Genomic DNA, 20941 nt, shown 5'->3' with positions numbered 1-20941 from the left:
ATTTCCTCCCACTTGCTTCTCGGTCGCTTCAGGTACGCTACCGCCCATAGCCGTATACCGAGGCCCATAAGGTCATAATTTGTTTTAGGGGTTCCATAGCGAGGCCTGCGGCACCCGCCATCACACCTGGTCAGTCCAGGTGGTTTTCATGTCGCCTGCACTGACGACGTGTGTAAAAAACGGGCACCTGTTGTGGTCGCTGGCAGGAACAAACAACGCCCTGCCCAATGCCCGTTCGACCGGCTGTAAACAGTGCAGCCCGCAGTTGGGGAATTTGGCGGACCACTTGCTCAAGCTCGAAATCGTTTATTTGCCAGAAAGTGAGTGCGATATTTTCTTCGCTGCCATTTTCAGCCAGGGTATTTTGAACCGTCAGGTTAACTACGGAGCTAAATTCAGCCATCACCCATAATTTCAGCGGCAACTCAACTTTTTTCTGCGCACCACCGGTGTGCAAATCTAATTTGATATTAATACACGCTTTAGGGGGCTCTTTTTGAAAACTCTGCATCACCAGTAGTTCCTTAAAAAATAAAGATGGAATGAATGGTATGATGACCATGCCATTACGCATCTCAGAAACAAAAAACCGGATTCAGATATTTCAGAGCAGGCAGATAACCAGGCAACAAATAAGAGAAAACCGACAATGCCTGTGCCAATAAATAAATGAATTTACCAGACAGGCCACTTCCTAGGAAAAGGCGATTTTCTAAACAGTTTTATCTAAAATCAAGACATTTTTTATCCTATAGCACTTTTTGCACAAAATAAATCAGTCATAAGAACTGACTTATGACTTAAAAAACACACAACATATAAACATAACCTAAACGATATGGTGTTTTTTAAAAAATATATTGCATTTATTTTTGTAAAGTGATAAGCATTTCTCTGTTTTATTATTAACAGGGTAATTTGACCATGAGAGAGATATTAATAATTTATTATTTTTCAATTGGTTATTGAAAAATTTCATACAGATAAAGTCATTTTTATATTCACAACAGAATAAGCCAAGTACTTAGTAGAAGAAGTAAAAAAATAATTATCAGCCAGGTTAATGCGAATGAGAATAAATTCCATAATGCAGAATAATGCGTGGTAGAAATAGCCATAAACAATGGATTAATAAGGATATTATTAGTGATGCTTTTACAAAACATCTACCATGCTGTGGCTCAGACAAAGCGATATATTTGTCTTCACAGTGCACTGAATAGTAATAATAATTATGAAAATAAAAGAACTCCATAAAATAAAGATAACTTGCTTTTCAATAAATAGAGCAACACCCTTCATGCTTCTTATCGATTTAACGATTAGCGCAAATTGGCGGGTTCTTTACCTTAATTTTACGTGGGAAGTGGTATCCGGCCATTATATACATCTTTCACCGGGCAACATCTCCGTCAATAGATGGTTCCATATTCAAGGAGGGTAATGTGGCTTCCGTCACCCGTTGTAAGACAAAGTTTCCCGGCGGCTGACTGATGAATTAAGCTTTCCTATGCGTGTCGCTTTTGTTGGTCGCTTTAGTACAAGGTGATTACCGCGCCACCATTTAATATCTCCAGCTTTATCGCCACTTTCCAGCATTTAATACATCGCATTCCCCATTGTCAGGATTAAACAACCCAATTTTGATCGCATTTCATACTATCCATTCAGACAGAAAATTAATTACACATTGGAATAGTTTTATTATGTCACTATAAAATTATCAATATTTCCCATGGAAAGATTACCGTTTTATCACCAAAGCCAGATTAACTTAAGAAAAGAGGATCAACGCAATACCCCGATGGTCAGGGCCACGAGTTATCTTTTAATTTACCTGACCGCCGTCTATCCCCTTCATCCGGCTATGGCCGCCGGAATCAATCACAACTGGCCGGGCAACTTAACGCCAACCCTAACCTGAAAGGCAAAGCAGCGGAACTGATTATCAATGAAGTCACCGGCAACAGGCGCTCTGAGCTGCAAGGCCAGCTGGAAATTGTCGGCAATAAAACCCATGTGATGATTGCCAACCCAACGGCATTATGCAGTTTCTCTTTTTACTTGTTTTCTCTTTTTTGGCTATTGGGAAGCTGTTTTCTTTTCGGTGATTCATTAGCTAAAGGGAAAAAACAAACGCCCACTAATACCAGATTTTGAAAAGGGACAGAGTAACCAAAAACGGCTTATTCCCTGTTATGTTAAATGTATTAAAGCTTTTATATAAAAGACGTATTTAACTATAAGTGGAATTTTTAAAATGATATTGATTATATTTAATCGAAGTCTATTAACCATTAACAGAAAATTGAAATAAATCAGTAAAAAAAATATTATTCGAAAAAAAATAAAGAGGTATCTCTTTATACCATCAAGCTATTTACGAGTTAATTTATGAAGATAAAATACAAGAGGGTAACTTATGAAAACTGCTCAAAATTGCCAGTAAAACAGCGTCAATAAAGATAAAAAGCGAGTATGATTAACGTTGATTAAATGTAAAACACAATATACCATGATGATTAAACTTAACAAAAATCAGGCATTAAAAGTGGTGAAAAACAGCTAAAACCTTATTATATAAGTTAAAAAATAGCTTTTAATAACAGTTTAAAACCTGCCTATCATAAATCTATTAGTGAAAATTAGAAAAAGAATCGGCTTTATTAATGCTTATATACTCCGTAAAAAAAGATAAATAAAAATATGAATAGGTTAATTAGACAATCTATTTTATAAAATTAACCTGCTTTAATAACGTTTTCAACTGAAGAATAATTTTTTTATAAGACAGTTAAATAATCATTCATGAAAAACAGGAATAACAAAACCCGCAAATAAATAACTTAACTAAATACATCCGTTTAAAATTATTTAATACTATTTTATCCCGTTGAATAGCATTACTTTTCTACCGTTTTATTTAAGTCATGTCTCTTTTCATACCTTTAATGTAATTTAACAATAAACTAAAATAAAAACCATCAGTAAATAAAATCAGCATTATACCGACGATATCATCAATACACTTTTAAATGTCATCACCAAAAATATAAAATAGCGCTTTAAACTCCATTAAATTTATATCATCCTCATTTCTTAGCATGTATTTTTATTTTTTTAAAAAATCAGAGCAATTAAATTAATAAATAAATTATTAATATATAACCTTGATTACAACCTACTCATGACATTAATCTCCAATAATTAAAATCATCTTGGAGAACTAAACATATAATGAAATTTCATAATTAAAGAAAATTTTTCAACACTACTTTCAATCCATTTCAACAAAAAATAATAATATAAACAATATGTTATAATATAATTACCATGAAGGATATATAATAAATGAATACAGATACCTACTTATTTCTTAACTCGGAAAATATTAAATATAATGATCAATTACATAAAGCATACACTGGTTATCCCCAATCTATCAGTAACGACTGGCCTAACCTTCCTGTTGAATTCCAAAGACAGATCGACGATATCGTCAATTTAAATGGTTCTCTATATTTTTTTAAAGGTTCACAATATCTTAAATTCGATATAGCGAAAGCACAAGTAAGTGATGGACCAAAACCCATTGTAGAGGGATGGCCTGGATTGAAAGGTACTGAATTTGAAAATGGGATAGATGCAGCTATAGAATGGGTCGATATAAAACAAGATATTGTTTGTTTCTTCAAAGGATATGATTGTATTGATTATACTGTCAGTTCGCACAAAATTAATAAGAAAACTATCTCTGCCAGATGGGGAACTACCGGCAAGTACGCTGCATTCAATGCAAATTTGGATGCTGTTGTTTTATGGAAGAGCATTGCCAGCCAGTTTATCTACTTTTTCAAAGACAGTAATTATATTAGATACAATACGAAATTGAATGCTATTGATGGTGGACCTCGACTCACCCGATCTGGTTGGCCTGGTGTCTCTTTCCACAAAATTCAAGCAGCGGTATCTGTTAATACAGATTTATTAGGTAGTAAACATGGCAATAATAATGGAGGCAGTGGCGGAACATTCGGTACCAATGACACCGGTAAACACTGTTTCCAATTACCTCAAAGTATTCGGTTTGGCTTGATAGCCTATAATAATACGAACATTCAGCAAACGGTAAAGGTATATATTGACGATCTCCTGGTAGACACATTAACCGGTAAAGGAGAAAATAATCTGACGGCGACCAAAGCCTACACATCAGGTACAGGCAAAGTCTGTATTGAAATTACAGGAGATGGCAAACCCTGCAAACTTCGTTATTTCGATAATATACTTGACGGAAAACCAGGAATAGCAACTATCGGCGCTGAAAACGGCACCAAGGATAATTACAATGACTGCGTGGTAATGTTGAATTGGCCGCTGGTGTGAATTAAAAATAATTTGGTAAATTCACCACAAACAAAAAAGCGGCGTTATGTCGCTTTTTTGTTATGCGTAACGACAAAGGATATCGCGGGTAAAGCAATACCCGCCTTACGGATATTGCTCATTAAGGTGCGGGCATCCTTGCCCATTATAAATACCTTTAACCGGACAGCATCCGTCGTCAATAATTGCTTGCTATTCCTGCAATATCACTGACATTACACCGCCTCCGCTTCACAATTCATTGCCAACGCCATGCTTAAGGTTTTAGCCAAAATAGTTTTATTTTCACTATCCTCCATCAAGCTAAAGTGGTCGCCCGGTACAGATGTTAGCTGGAGCGAAGAATCAGGCACAACCTGCTTCCAGCCTAACGACGGTTCCATACTCAAGGAGGGCAATGTGGCTTCCGTCACGAAAGGGATCTGCGGGTAAGATTCCATCGCATAGAACTGGTGGAGCGTTATCGCTAAGGCTTGTGGTTTATATTCTTTGACCATTTGCACATAATTTCCCATCTGTTCCCAACGTTTTGCAATCAAGTCAGGACGCAAGTTTGCCGGGTATAGTTCCAGTTCCTGCGCCGCGGCAATAAATTGCACCAAATTCAGTTTATCGATTCTCTGATGCAATACCGCAATCTCCTCTTCATGTTCCCCACCCGACTGTTTTGCCAGTTCAGCAAGAAACTGGAGTTTCGGTTGAATGACCTGCTGCTTGAAGCAGTGCGGGGCAGGCGTGTCAATCAAACCTAGGAAATCAACGGTCTCACCGGCGTTCAAAAGTTGCTGGGCAATGGCATAAGCCAATACGCCACCAGAAGAGTAACCGTAGATCCGGTATCGGCCTTCCGGTTGAACCGCCTTCATAAAGGTGATCATTTTGGCGGCCAACGCTTCAATAGTCGATACCGGCTCTTCATTGATGGACGGCCAGGGCAATGCATAAATCGGATAGTCTGACTGAATATGTTGAGCTAATCCAAAGACATAGGAGTAATCATCCATGCCGCTGGGTACAAAGAATAACGGCGGTTCCATTCCGGATGGCCGCACAGGTATCGCACTGCTTTGCGGCTGAGACAGTGGATCTAATGTGATTTTTGATACCAGTTCAACCAGCACAGGGAATTGGAATAGGTTATTCAATGTACACATCAAACCACGGCCTGCGGCAAGGTTTATCATCCGCATAGCAAGCAACGAGTGTCCACCCAACGCAAAGAAATTGTCATATCGGCCTATTTGCTCAACCTCCAGCAATTCACGCCAGATAGCAGCCAATGCGATCTCAACCTCCCCTTGCGGCGCTTCATAAACTTGATGGGCAAAGGCATTCTGATCAGGTTCCGGCAGTGCCCGGCGATCCAGCTTACCGTTAGGGGTTAGCGGGAATGCGTCCAGACGTACAAAAGCCGCCGGTACCATGTAGTCAGGCAACAGTGCTCTCAGATGGCTATATAAACAGGCAGCCAATCCATCATCCGCCGGCGCCGCCACATAAGCCACCAGCCGTTTATCCTGCCCGTCACCCAGAGCCAATACGATAGCTTCACGCACCACCGGGTACTCCGTCAGCCGGGCTTCGATTTCACCCGGCTCAATACGGAATCCCCGGATTTTAACTTGCTGGTCATTACGGCCAATAAATATCAGGTTGCCATCCGGCAAGTAGCGGGCCAAATCCCCGGTTCGGTACATCCGCGCATCCGGTGTCTGGCTAAACGGATCAGCCAGGAAACGTTCAGCGGTCAAGTCAGGACGATTGAGATAGCCACGCGCGACACCGTCACCACCGAGATACAATTCCCCTACCGCTCCCAATGGGACCGGCTGGCCGCAAGCATCCAGCAGATAAACACAGGTGTTGGCCGTCGGACGTCCAATAGGCGTTAACGTATCGATATAATCCGCCGGGCAACGCCAGGTGGTGGCACATACCGTGATTTCTGTCGGGCCATAAGCATTGAACAGCGTGGCCCGGCCACGCAGTGCCTGAAGCAGCGCCGCACTGGGCGCTTCACCACCCAGTATCAATGTTGGTCTTATGGTTATTTCCGGTAAATCGGCGCCATCCCGCAGCAGAGCCGGTGTCAGGCAGGCGTGAGTCACCGCCTGTTCTTCCAGATAATGCCAAAGGCGGAGCGGATCCTGACGAACCGTGTCGGCAGGAATATCCAGGGTGGCGCCACCACACAGTGCCATCAAGATTTCCCAGACGCTGGCATCGAAACCAAATGAGGCGAATTGCAACATCCGGCTATGGGAATGGATGTCAAACTGGCTGATTTTATCCCGGATAAGGTTGACCAACCCACGATGTTCAACCATCACCCCTTTCGGCATACCGGTCGAGCCGGAAGTATAAATCACATAGGCCAGATGCCGTGAAGTTAACGCAGGAATCTGCGGGTTGTTGTCCGGTTGGTCAGGCCGAGTATTCGGGTCAAGTACGGCTAATTTTCCAAGTGCTTCTTCACCCAGTGCGACACGCCCGGTATCATCCGCCAGCACCACTGATGGGGCGGCATCATTCAGCATGTAAGCCAGACGATCACCCGGATAAGCCGGATCCAGTGGTACGTAGGCACCACCCGCCTTCAGTACTGCCAATAGCCCTGCAATACTTGATGGTGAACGCGTCACACAAATCGCCACCCGTTGATCAGGCTGCACGCCCAGTTCAATTAATTGATGAGCCAGCCGGTTAGCACAGGCGTTCAACTCCACATAACTGAGGGCTTGCTCTTCATAGATCAACGCCGTAGCATCAGGGTTTTTCTCCACTTGTTGTTCAAACAGTTGATGAATGCACCGTTGGTCAGGATACGCGGTTTCCGTCGCGTTCCAGGTTTTCAGCAATAAATTACGCTCTGTTTCAGGCAGGATTTCCAGCATCCGCACCGGCGTTTCCGGGGCCTGTTCAAGTGCCGCCACCAAACTTTCCAGCGCCTGTTGCATATAACCACATACCCGCTCCGGATCAAATGGCTGGGCAATTTGCGCGGTTAAACCCAGCGCTTCACCAAAATCTTCCACTGACAGCGTAAACGGATAGTTGGTCCGCTCCTGTGCACCAAGGAATTCAACACCGCTCATGATTTCATTCGAAGCCGTCGGCAATGTGTTGTGCCGGTAGTTCAGCAAGGTACTGAACAATGGAGTTCCACCCTGTACCCCACTGCACCGTTGAGCCAGCGCCAGTGACGCATGTTCATGTGTCAACAATCCCGCCAGCCGGCGATGTGCCGCCTGTACACTGTCCTGTACCGGCGTGTCATCCATATCCAGCCGTAGCGGCAAGGTATTGATAAACAGTCCCATGCCATTGTCTGCACCTTCACCGGCGGCCATGCGCCCGAATAATACCGTGCCGAATACCACTTGCTCCTGACCGCTGGTACGCGACAACACCTGCGCCCAAGCCAGATGACACAAGGCCGCCAGGCTCACGCCCAGACGCCGGGCCTGACCGCGTAAGCGGTTATTCAGCTCCGCGGTCAACATCCGGTGTGATTCTGTCATTTGTGAGCCATCATGATGTACCTCGGTCAATCCGAACGGCAACGTAGGCTCATCCACCTCAGCCAACATGTCGGTAAAGAAGCGAACATGCTGCTCCTGACTTACCCCCAGCCGGGCCTGCGCCACCAGATTGCGGAAAGGCGCCGGCGCAGGCAGGTTGCTTTCCTGTCCATCAAGATAGGCCTGAACTTCGTTGCTCATCACATCCAACGCGGTATGGTCACCAATCAGATGATGCATCAGTTGCAGTACAATCCAGCGTCCATCGGTCTCCGGCGCCACGATGAAACGCAGCAGCGGTGCCTGTCCCAAATCAATACGATGCCGGCGCGGATCAAAATGTTGAGCTAGCTGGTCACTGACCGGCCCGTCAGCCGGATCCAGTGTCAATTCAGTCACCGACAATCGCACTTGACGGCAAACCACCTGAGCAGGAACCGATAATCCTTCCCAGATAAAAGCGGTTCGCAGGATGTCATGACGGTTAATCACCTGTTGAACCGCAGCCAGATAACGGTCCAACAGAGGCCGATCAGTAAAGGCCATCTGGCCCGCCAGCAAATATGGGTCGCCTACGTTTGCCAATAGATGGTGGAACAGAATGCCGTCCTGTAACGGCGACAACGCATAGATATCCTGAATATTGCTGATCCCGCCCGGTATCTGTTCGACGATGTGATCAATTTCAGGCTGAGTGAGATCAATCAACGGTAACATTTCCGGCGTCAACACCGTTGTTGCCGGTGTAATCACGTTGGCAGGCACACCTTCGCCCTGATTTAGTTTCAAGGTTTGAGCAAGCTCAGACAGTACAGGGGATTGGAACAGGTCACGTACTGCCAGCGTTAAACCCAGGTTACGCAAGCGTTCGACCATGCGCACCGCAAGCAATGAATGACCACCCAATGCAAAGAAGCTGTCATACCGGCTTATCTGCTCAACGCCCAGTAAGTCATGCCAAATAGCGGCCAGTGCAGTTTCCGTTTCCCCTTGTGGTGCCGCGTAAATCTGGCGGGCAAAGGCTTCTTCTCCCGGTGCCGGTAGCGCCCGACGATCCAGTTTGCCGTTAGGTGTCAGCGGGAATACGTCCAGACGTACAAAGGCCGCCGGTACCATGTAGTCAGGCAACAACGCGCTCAGATGTTCACGCAGATGGTTAACTAGCCCGTCATCCACTTCTGCCACCACATAGGCAACCAGACGTTTGTCCTGCCCATCACCCAGCGCCAGTACCAGCGCTTCACGTACCGCGGAATGTTCTGTCAGCCGAACTTCGATTTCCCCCGGTTCAATCCGGAAACCACGAATTTTAATCTGTTGGTCGTTACGGCCAACAAAGACCAGATTGCCGTCCGGCAGGTAGCGAACCAAATCCCCGGTGCGATACATCCGTGCATTAGCTGCGTGACTAAACGGATCAGCAAGGAAACGTTCGCCGGTCAGTTCAGGGCGATTGAGATAGCCACGCGCCACACCGGCACCACCAATATACAGCTCACCCACCGCTCCCAAAGGCACCGGCTGGCCGAGGGCATCCAGCAGATAAACACGGGTATTGGCCGTCGGACGTCCAATAGGAATGAATCCATCCTGATAGTCTGACTGATAGTCTGACGGGCAACGCCAGGCGGTGGCACAAACGGTGATTTCTGTCGGGCCATAGGCATTGAATACCGTTGCCCGGCCACTCAGTGCCTGGAGCAAGGCCACACTGGGCGCTTCACCGCCCAGTATTAATGTCGGTTTGATGGTCATCGCCGGTAAATCAGCGCCATCTCGCAGCAGGGCGGGTGTCAAACAAGCGTGCGTCACCGATTGCTCTTCCAGATAATGCCAGAGGCGATGCGGGTCCTGACGAACAGCATCGTCAGGAATAGCCAGGCTGGCGCCACTGCCTAATGTCATCATAATTTCCCAGACACTGGCATCGAAACCAAATGAAGCGAATTGCAACATCCGGCTATGGGAATGAATGGCGAATTGGCCGATTTTATCCCGGATAAGGTTGACCAGCCCGCAATGTTCAACCATCACCCCTTTCGGCGTACCAGTCGAGCCGGAGGTGTAAATCACATAAGCCAGATGACGGGAGGTCAATGCAAAGACTTGTGGGTTGTTGTCCGGCTGATCAGGCAATGAATTCGGATCAAGAACAACTTGTTGTGCAAGCATTTGCTCGTTTAATGCTGAACGTCCGGTTTTATCTGCCAACAAAATAGCCGGTGCAGCATCGGTCAAAATATGAATCAGGCGCTCACCCGGATAAGCAGGATCCAGCGGCACGTAGGCGCCACCCGCTTTCAATATTGCCAGCAGCCCCACTATCCGCGCCGGTGAACTTGCCACGCAAATCGCCACCCGTTGATCCGGCACGACACCCAGCGCGATAAGCTGATGCGCCAGCCGGTTGGCGCGAGTATTCAATTCCGCATAGCTAAAGGATTGGTTTTCATATACCAACGCGGTGGCGTCCGGGGCATTCTCCACCTGTTGTTCAAACAGTTGATGAATGCACAGCTGGTCAAGATAGGCTGTTTCAGTCGCATTCCAGGTTTTCAGCAACAATGTGCGCTCAGTTTCCGGCAAAATTTCCAACATCTGTACCGGCGTTTCCGGGGTCTGTTCAAGCGCTTCTGCCAGGCTTTCCAGCGCTTGTTGCATATAACCGCATATCCGTTCCGGATCAAATGGCTGCACCACCTGAGCCGTCAGCCCTAGATCGGCACCACCATCCTCTACCGATAACACAAACGGGTAGTTGGTCCGCTCCTGTGCGCCAAAGAATTCAATACCGCTGATGATTTTATCCGGCGTGACCGGCTGGGTATTATGCCGGTAATTCAACAACGCATTGAACAGCGGTGTGCCACTGGCTACCCCACTGCAACGTTGAGCCAGCGCCAGTGATGCATGTTCATGGGCCAGCAATCCCGCCAATCGGGTATGGGCGGTCTGTACACTCTCCCGCACCGGGGTTTCATCTATATCCAACCGTAAAGGCAGGGTATTAATAAACAGTCCCATGCCATTGTCGGCACCTTCACCAGCCTGCATACGCCCAAACAACACCGTGCCAAACACCACTTGCTTCTGACCACTGGTACGCGACAACACCTGCGCCCAGGCCAAATGACACAACGCTGCCACGCTGACGCCCAAATGCCGGGCCTGATCACGCAGACGGTTATTCAGTGCAGGCGTCAACATCTGGTGCGATTCCGTCACCTGCGAGCCGTCATGGTGTACTTCCGTTAGCCCGAACAGCAACGTCGGCTCATCCACCGCCGCCAGCATATCGGTAAAGAAACGGGTATGTTCCGGCTGGCTGGCGCCCAACCGGGCCTGCGCCACCAGATGACGGAAAGGTGTCGAAGCCGGTAAGCTGTCTCCCCGTCCGGTAAGATACGCCTGCACCTCGCTGTTCATCACTTCCAGCGTGGTATGGTCGCCAATCAGGTGATGCAGCAGTTGCAGCAGGATCCAGCGGCCATCGGTATCCTGAGCAATGGCAAAGCGCAACAACGGTGCCTGACTCAGATCAATACGATGCCGGCGCGGATCAAAGCGTTGGGCCAGTTGGTCACTGATCGATCCGTCAACCGGATTGAGTGCCAACTCTGTGATGGATAAGGGAACCTGCCGACAAACCACCTGAGCCGGAGCGGATAACCCCTGCCAGATAAACGCGGTACGCAGAATATCATGGCGGTCAACCACCTGTTGAACCGCGGCCAGATAACGATCCAGCAAAGACCGATCCACAAAAGCTTGTTGGGTTATCAGCAGATAAGGATCGCCTTCGTTTGCCAGCAAATGGTGGAACAAAATACCATCCTGTAGCGGTGACAAAGCATAGATATCCTGAATGTTGGCAACCCCACCCGGAATTTGTTCAATTATGCGGTCAATCTCAGGCTGAGTCAGATCAATCAACGGTAACATTTCTGGTGTCAGCACAAGAGTATCCGGTGTAATGCCGTTGTCAGGTACCGGGATTTCACGATGTTGCGCCAGAGACTGAGCCAAAACACTGAGTGTCTGATGCTCGAATAGCGTTTGGACCGATACGCCCAGCCCCCTACGCCGCAAGTGTTCAATCATCCGCACAGCGAGCAACGAGTGACCACCCAGCGCAAAGAAGCTGTCGTGCCGGCTAATCTGCTCAACCTCCAGCAATTCACTCCAGATAGTGGCGAGCGCAGTCTCAATTTCCCCTTGCGGCGCTTCGTAAACCTGGCGGGCAAAGGCATGTTGATCAGGCACCGGCAACGCCCGGCGATCCAATTTACCGTTCGGAGTCAGCGGAAAGGTATCCAGACGCACAAAAGCCGCCGGTACCATATAATCGGGTAAAATATCACTCAGATGTTTACGCAGGCTGGCGGCCAGTCCGTTATCCGCCTCCGCGACCACATAGGCAACTAAACGCTTATCCTGACCGTCTCCAAACGCCAGTACCAACGCTTCGCTCACCGCCGGATGTTCGGTCAGATGCGCCTCGATTTCCCCCGGTTCAATACGGAAACCACGGATTTTAACTTGCTGGTCATTACGACCGGCAAATACCAGATTGCCGTCCGGCAGGTAACGGGCTAAATCCCCGGTGCGGTACATCCGGGCATCAGTTTCATCACTAAACGGATCGGTGAGGAAACGTTCGGCAGTCAGTTCAGGGCGATTGAGATAGCCACGGGCCACACCAACACCGCCAATATATAACTCACCTACCGCGCCCAGCGGCACCAGCTGACCATGTTTGTCCAACAGATAGAGACGTTTGTTAACTGTCGGGTTACCGATGGGAATTAATCCCCCGGTATAGTCTGACGGGCAATTCCAGGTGGTGGCGCAAACGGTGATTTCCGTCGGGCCATAAACATTGAACAAATCGGCCCGGTCGCACAATGTCTGAAACAAGGCGCTAGCCGGCGCTTCTCCTGCGAATATTAATGTGGGTTTTATGGCTATCTCAGGCAAACCGGCGCCATCGTGGAGCATGGCTGGTGTCATGCAGGCGTGCGTCACTTTCTGTTCTTCCAGGTAATGCCAGAGACGGTGCGAGTTTTTCCGGACTGCTTCCGCAGGAATAACCAGCATAGCCCCACTGCTTAACGCCATCATGATTTCCCAGACGCTAGCATCAAAGGCAAATGAGGCAAACTGCAACATCCGGCTGGTTACACCAACATCAAACTGGGCGATTTGTTCCAGCGTCAGGTTAACCACACTCTGATGTTCGATCATCACCCCTTTCGGTCTGCCGGTAGAACCGGAAGTGTAGATCACATACGCCAGATGCCGTGAAGTGAGGTCAGGGACCTGCGGGTTGTTGTCCGGCTGGTCCGGCAGGGTATTTGGATCGAGTACAGTTAGCGTCGCCAGAGCCTCTTCACCCAGTGCCGCCCGTCCAATATTATCCGCCAGCAAAATTGTTGGCGCGGCATCAGTGAGCATATAAGCCAGACGTTCACCCGAATAAGCCGGATCCAATGGCACATAAGCCCCGCCCGCTTTCAACACCGCCAGCAATCCGACGACTCTCTCCAGTGATCGTGTCACACAAATCACCACTCGCTGATCCGGCGTGACACCCAGTGCGATAAGCTGATGAGCCAGCCGGTTAGCGCGGGCATTCAGTTCAGCATAACTGAGGGTCTGATTTTCATACTTTACAGCTATGGCATCCGGGGTCTTCTCCACCTGCTGTTCAACCAACTGATGAACACACAACTGTTCAGGATACGGCACTGTGGCCGCATTCCAAGTTTCCAGCAATAATGTCCGCTCAGTGGATGACAAGATATCGACGGTCGTGACTGATTGTTGAGGATGGTTCACCATCGCCCGCAATAGGGCCTGCAAATAGCCGACCTGTCTTTCAATCGTTTCAGGATCGAACAGGGCAGAAGAATAACTTAGTTCCCCAACAACCTCGCCCGCCTTTTCCGTCAATTCCAGTTGCAGATCGAATTTAGCAATATCATATCCCTGTACGACTGGCGTCACCGCTAATCCCGGCAGTTGCCACTCTTCTGTGTCACTCTCCTGCAAGGCAAACATTACCTGAAATAACGGGGTATGTTCCGGTCTGCGGGGCGGTTGTACCATCTCAACTACCTGCTCGAAAGGCAGATCCTGATGCTCCTGCGCGCCCAGTGTCGTCTGCCGCACACGCCGGAGCAGTGTGACCATATCCGGTGTACCGGACAAATCAATGCGCAATGCCAAGGTATTGACAAAGAAGCCAATCAGCGGCTCGATTTCCCGCCGGTTGCGGTTGGCGCTCGGTATGCCAATCACCAGATCATCCTGCCCGGACAAACGCGACAACAACGCTGCCCAGGCGGTCAACAATGTCATAAACAATGTGGTACCGTGCTGTCGTCCCAACTGTTTCAGGGCCTGTACCAACATGGCATCAATCTGCACCGGGATCCGACCGCCGGTAAATGATTGCCGGGATGGACGGGGCCGATCTGTCGGCAATTCCAGTAATACCGGGGCATCGGCCAGCGTGCGACGCCAATAATCACTCTGCGCCCGCAACCCTTCACCAGAGAACACCTTACGCTGCCATGCGGCATAATCAGGATATTGAATAACCAGCGGAGGCAATGGATCAGGTTGTTCATTCAAGCAGGCCGAATAAAGGGCACCCAGTTCTGATTTCAAGATCCCTAAAGACCAGCCATCAGACACAATGTGATGCTGGGTCAGCAAGAAGACGTAATCCTCGTCGGCCCGTTGTATCAGCGCACAACGGATTAAGGGACCACGGGCAAGATCAAATGGTGTTTCTGCTTCCTGTGCGCACAGAAGCTTAAGCTGTTCATCCATTTCAGGCGCGTTACGCAGATCGTATTGTTTCACCGGCAGACCAAATTCCGCCGGCAACAGTTCAACCTGAGGTTGACCGTCAACTATGATAAAGAGTGAACGCAGCGCTTCGTGGCGGGCAAACAGACGATTCAGCACCTGCTGCCAAGCGGTAATATCAAGCTGACCACGCAAGTGCAGTACCAGCGGAATATGATAGGTATCACTGACGCCATCAAACTGCGCCAGGAACCACAGACGCTGTTGAGCGAATGACAGCGGTAAAGCACTATTACGAGATACGGGAATAATCTCAGACAATCTATCCCTTCCCTCATTGCGTTGGGCGCTGATTCTCTCCGCAAAGGCCGCCAGTGACGGTGAGGTAAATAAGGCAACCAGCGGTAGTTCAACACCAAAAGCGGCGATACGATTCATGACTCGTACCGCCAACAGTGAATGACCACCCAGCGCAAAGAAGTTGTCATACCGGCCTATCTGCTCAATGCCTAATAATTCACTCCAGATAGCCGCCAATGCAGTTTCTATCTCCCCTTGTGGTGCTGCGTAAACCTGACGGGCAAAGGCATTCTGATCCGGCACCGGCAACGCTCGCCGATCCAGCTTGCCGTTTGGCGTCAGCGGGAAGGCGTCCAGACGCACAAAAGCCGCCGGCACCATATAGTCAGGCAAAATAGCACTCAGATGTTCATGCAAACGGGCAGCCAATCCGTTATCTTCTTCCGCCACGACATAGGCGACCAGACGTTTATCCTGCCCGTCACCCCGCGCCAGCACCCACGCTTCGCGCACCGTAGGATATTCTGTCAACCGGGCTTCGATTTCACCCGGTTCAATCCGGAATCCACGGATTTTAACCTGCTGGTCATTACGGCCAGCAAACACCAGATTGCCATCCGGCAAATAACGGGCCAAATCCCCGGTGCGATACATTCTCGCATCAGTTGCATCACTAAACGGGTCAGCCAAGAAACGTTCGTCAGTCAGGTCAGGGAGATTGAGATAGCCGCGCGTCACACCAGCACCACCAATATACAGCTCCCCCACGGCCCCCAATGGTACTGGCTGCCTGTAGTTATCCAGCAGATAAATCCGGGTATTCGCCGTCGGACGCCCAATGGGGATTAATCCTCCCGCATAGTCGGACGGACAACGCCAGACACTCGCGCACACCGTGATTTCCGTCGGGCCATACGCATTAAACAGCGTTGCCCGGCTACACAGGGCCTGGAGCAGAGTCACACTGGGCGCTTCACCGCCCAGTATCACGGTCGGCTTTGTCGTCAGCGCCGGTAAATCAGCCCCATCCCGCAGCAGGGCCGGAGTCAAACAAGCGTGCGTCACCGCCTGCTCTTCCAGATAACGCCAGAGGTGGTGCGGATCCTGACGAACCGTGTCGGCCGGAATAGCCAAACCCGCTCCACCGGTCAGCGCCATCATGGTTTCCCAGACACTGGCATCGAAACCAAATGAAGCGAACTGCAACATCCGGCTACTGCTACGAATGTCGAACTGAACGATTTGATCCCGGATAAGATTGACCAGCCCACGATGTTCAACCATCACCCCTTTGGGTACGCCGGTAGAACCGGAGGTGTAAATCACATAGGCCAGATGACGGGAGGTCAGCGTCGGTATCTGCGGGTTGCTGTCCGGTTGATCAGGCAAGGTATTCGGATCAAGCAGAGTCAGCCCGGCAAGCACCTCCTCACCCAACGCTAGCCGTCCGGTCTCATCAGCCAATATTATTGAGGGGGCCGCATCATTCAGAATATGCGCCAGACGTTCACCCGGATAAGCCGGATCCAGCGGCACGTAGGCCCCACCAGCTTTCAGCACCGCCAACAACCCCACCACCCGCGCCGGTGAGCTTGCCGTGCAGATCGCCACCCGCTGATCCGGCGCGATTTCCAGTGCAATCAGTTGATGGGCCAGCCTGTTGGCGCCGGCATTCAATTCGGCATAACTCAGGATTTGTCCTTCATACACCAACGCTGTAGCGTCAGGCGTTTTTTCTACCTGTTGTTCAATCAACTGATGAATGCATAACTGCTCAGGATACGGTGTTTCAGTCGCGTTCCAAGTTTCCAGCAATAACGCGCGTTCCGTTTCAGGCAAAATATTCAGTGCCCGTACCGGCGTTTCCGGTGCCCGCTCCAGTGCTTCTGCCAGACTTGCTAGCGCCTGTTGCATATAACCGCATACCCGATCCGGCTCAAACGGCTGTACTACCTGCGCAGTCAACCCCAGAGTAGAACCCCCGTCCTCTACCGACAGCACAAACGGGTAGTTGGTCCGCTCCTGTTCACCCAGAAATTCGATACCCGGTACAGCCTCATGTGGGATCAGCGGCTGCTCATTATGCCGGTAGTTCAACAAGGCGCTAAACAGTGGCGTGCCGCCCGCTACCCCACTGCAACGCTGGGCCAGCGCCAGTGAAGCATGTTCATAATCCAGCAATCCGGCCAGTCGGGACTGTGCCAGCCGTACACTGTCATGCACCGACGTATCATCCATATCTAGCCGCAGCGGCAAGGTATTGATAAACAGCCCCATGCCGCTGTCAGCCCCTTCTCCCGCCGCCATGCGCCCAAACAGCACCGTGCCAAACACCACTTTTTCCTGACCACTGGTTTGCGACAACACCTGCGCCCACGCCAGATGGCACAATGTTGCCACACTGACGCCCAAACGTTTCGCCTGCTGACGAAGGCGGTCGTTTAACGCCGGCGATAACATCCGGTGCGATTGTGTGACCTGCGAACCATCACGATGCACCTCGGTCAGGCCAAACGGCAGTGTCGGCTCATCCACGTCAGCCAACATGTCGGTAAAGAAGCGGGTATGCTCTGCCTGATTGATATCCAGCCGGGCTTGCGCCACCAGATTGCGGAAAGGCACCGGTACCGGCAAGTTGTCATCCTGTCCGGCAAGGCAGACCTGCACTTCGCGATGCATCACTTCCATTGTCGTATGGTCGCCAATCAAGTGATGCTGCAATTGCAGCACGTGCCAACGGCCATCGGTTTCCTGCGCCACCACAAAGCGCAACAATGGGGCCTGATTCAGATCAAAACGATACTGACGCGGGTCAAAACGGTGAGCCAATTGCTCACCCACTAGCCCATCAGCTGGGTCCAGGATCAGTTCAGTGACCGATAAAGGCGCCTGACGCCAGACTACCTGCGCCGGTGTAGATAATTCCTGCCAGATAAATGAGGTCCGCAAGACATCATGGCGATCAACCACCTGTTGCATCGCCGCCAGATAGCGATCCAGCAGCGCCCGGTCAGCAAAAATCATCGGATAGGCCAGCAGATAGGGATCACCTTCCTTCGCCAGCAGATGATGGAACAAAATACCGTCCTGCAACGGCGACAGGGCATAGATATCCTGAACATTAGCAATCCCGCCCGGCACCTGTTCAACAATGTGGTCAATTTCAGGTTGAGTCAGATCAATCAGCGGCAACATCTCCGGCGTCAACGCCGTGGTCGCTAATGTGATGATATTGGGCGGCACCACTACAGCTTGATGTTGCTCCAATGTCTGGGCCAGTTCTGACAGCACCGGACTCTGGAACAGGTTACGGGCGGCCAGTGTTAATCCCAGGCTGCGCAGACGTTCAATCATCCGTACACCGAGCAGAGAATGACCACCCAGCGCAAAGAAGCTGTCATGCCGGCTAATTCGCTCAATATCCAGTAATTCGCTCCAAAGGGTCGCCAGAACAATCTCCATCTCTCCTAGCGGCGCTGCATAAACCTGACGGGCGAAAGCATCCTCCCCCGGTGCCGGCAACGCCCGGCGATCCAATTTACCATTCGGCGTCAATGGGAATTCATTCAGACGCACAAAGGCCACCGGGACCATATAATCCGGCAACCGCGCACTCAGGTATTCACGCAAACGAGCGGCCAATCCGTCATTCTCTTGGGTCAGCACATAAGCAACCAGTTGTTTATCCTGCCCCTCCCCTAACGCCAGCACCACGGCTTCACGTATCGCCGGATATTCCACCAGCCGGGCCTCAATTTCCCCCGGTTCAATCCGGAAACCGCGGATTTTCACCTGCTGATCGTTACGGCCCAGGAATTCCAGATTGCCGTCCGGCAGATAGCGGGCCAAATCTCCGGTCCGGTACATACGCGCATTCGGTTTATCGCTAAATGGATCGGTGAGAAAGCGTTCAGCGGTCAGTTCAGGGCGATTGAGATAACCACAGGCCACTCCGTCACCTCCGACGTAAATCTCACCGGTCATCCCCAATGGTACCGGCTGACCGTCAGTATCCAGCAAATAAATCCGGGTGTTGGCAATGGGTCGACCAATAGGAATAGAAGTCGTACCCGATGTTAACGCGTCAATATGGTAGGTCGTGGTAAACGTGGTTCCCTCACTCGGGCCGTAGGCATTCAATAACTGTTGTGGCGGGCTCTTACGCAGCACTTGAGCAATGACATGCGGATCGAGAACATCTCCCCCGACCAGCAGCATTTTAAGTTGAGGCAATACCGGGGATAGCTCCGCCGCCAGCCGGTTAAACAGCCCGACACTCATCCACAGGACCGTAATGCAATGCGCCTGTAACGCCTGGGCAAAATCCCGCGGCGTCAGCAACGTAGTATGATCAATAACCACCAGCGCAGCACCGTTGAGCAACGGCGCCCAAACTTCGAAGGTGCTGGCATCGAAAGCCGGATTAGCAGCGAAAGCAATTCGGTCATTGGGTTCGATTTCAGCATAGCCATTATTGATAACCAGCCGGACGACAGCCCGGTGAGGCACGATGACCCCTTTTGGTGCCCCCGTCGAACCAGAGGTGTACATGATATACGCCGGCCCGGCACTGGAACCCAATAAATCAGGATTGCGATGCTCCTCTTCCCAGATTGGTTCTGTCTCGGGGGTAAGGCGGAGCCGCGGAACAACTAAGTCAACCGGGATCTCGGTCTGCATATCAGTCAGCAGTAATTTGGCGGCACAATCGTTTATCAGCCAGCTTTTCCGCTCATTCGGTACGTTGGGATCGACAGGGACATAAATCGCACCGGCTTTCAGGATAGCCAACTGAGCCACTACCAGTTCAACCGAGCGTTCTAAAAGAATCGCCACGTAGTCATCCGGGTACACACCCTGTTCAATCAGTTGACAGGCCAGCCGGTTAGCGCGGGCATTTAGTTCGGCGTAGCTCAGGGTTTTATCCCCTGCGATTAACGCTGCGGCAGCCGGGGTTTTCTCCGCCTGTTGTTCAAACAACTGATGGATACATAAATGGTCAGGATACGGGGTTTCTGTGGCGTTCCTGGTTTCCAGCAACAACCCCGCTTCAAGGGTATTTTCCTTTCTGGTAATACTGTCTTTCATCTGCTTACTACCTCAACGAATCTATTGGATATTTGAAAACGGTTATTCCCAGCAACCATCACAAATGTTTTTCTTTTATTTTTCAGAAAAATAACAACGGACATACCAGGCATCAAAAGATACTCCAGCAATATTTTCCCTCAGCTGTTTGATGTAATATCCCGGTTACATCCGCATAATTAACAATTTTGAGACGATAATTTTCCTGATAACAAAATAAATGGTTCATCAAATGAACCGAAATAAGGCATTCCATTTTCTTCCTGTTTTTTAGATAAGCGTCTTTGATCTACGGCAATTTTTTATTAATCGACGCTGAATTCCACAACTAAATAAAAATGGATCTATTGAATATATCTACTGGCATGAGCGCTAAATCCTTGCTGTATTTTGTCCATTTAGTATTAATATCTGATTGAAATTATTTCAGATAAAATTAGGTGTTTATAAATATCAATAGTCTCCAACAGCCAAGGAACAAGACAAAAACAATAAAAATATTACTTATCATTACGTTACAATAAATCCATGTATATTTTCCCATATAAAACGTAAACTGACTTCACTACATCTTATTTTATAATAATCAAATTACATAACTAATGTAAACGCTAATTACATTTAACACCGGAATGAAACAATTTCAAATAAATACTAATTTTCATATATATTCCTTTTTAATAATAGAAAAATATTATGAATATGAAAATTCATTGGATTTAATACCTTAAATAAACAATATCAAGATAAAAAAATAACACAATTAATTACTTATCCAAATATATATCTGATTTCCATTGATGACATAATGGGTGACATAAGACTCAAGC

At 49.1% G+C, this 20941-nt stretch carries 2 protein-coding genes and 2 pseudogenes; 2 read left to right on the top strand and 2 right to left on the bottom strand.

The features are described from left to right. Nucleotides 1–130: 130 nt before the first annotated feature. Nucleotides 131–514, bottom strand: coding sequence for a type VI secretion system contractile sheath small subunit (locus tag LGZ99_RS19365; RefSeq protein WP_262979465.1), 384 nt, complete (start codon nt 512–514; stop codon nt 131–133). 1290 nt (nt 515–1804) lie between these two features. Between LGZ99_RS19365 and LGZ99_RS24900 the strand changes: the two are divergent. Next, nucleotides 1805–2046: pseudogene (locus LGZ99_RS24900) on the top strand (filamentous hemagglutinin N-terminal domain-containing protein); the annotation flags it as partial. A 1305-nt stretch (nt 2047–3351) separates the two neighbouring features. Then, the gene (locus LGZ99_RS19355) at nt 3352–4386 is read left to right on the top strand and encodes a fucose-binding lectin II (RefSeq protein WP_036836773.1); all 1035 of its coding nucleotides are present in this window, start codon (nt 3352–3354) and stop codon (nt 4384–4386) included. Between the two features lie 215 nt (nt 4387–4601). Here the strand turns inward: LGZ99_RS19355 and LGZ99_RS19350 are convergent. Further along, a pseudogene (locus LGZ99_RS19350) lies at nt 4602–20078 on the bottom strand (amino acid adenylation domain-containing protein); the annotation flags it as partial. Nucleotides 20079–20941 lie beyond the last annotated feature (863 nt).

The sequence above is a fragment of the Photorhabdus temperata genome (assembly GCF_025384845.1).
In the GTDB taxonomy this organism is placed as follows: Bacteria; Pseudomonadota; Gammaproteobacteria; order Enterobacterales; family Enterobacteriaceae; genus Photorhabdus; species Photorhabdus temperata.
The sequence above is the reverse complement of the archived record's forward strand: the minus strand, read 5'-3'. Positions and strand labels throughout refer to the sequence as shown.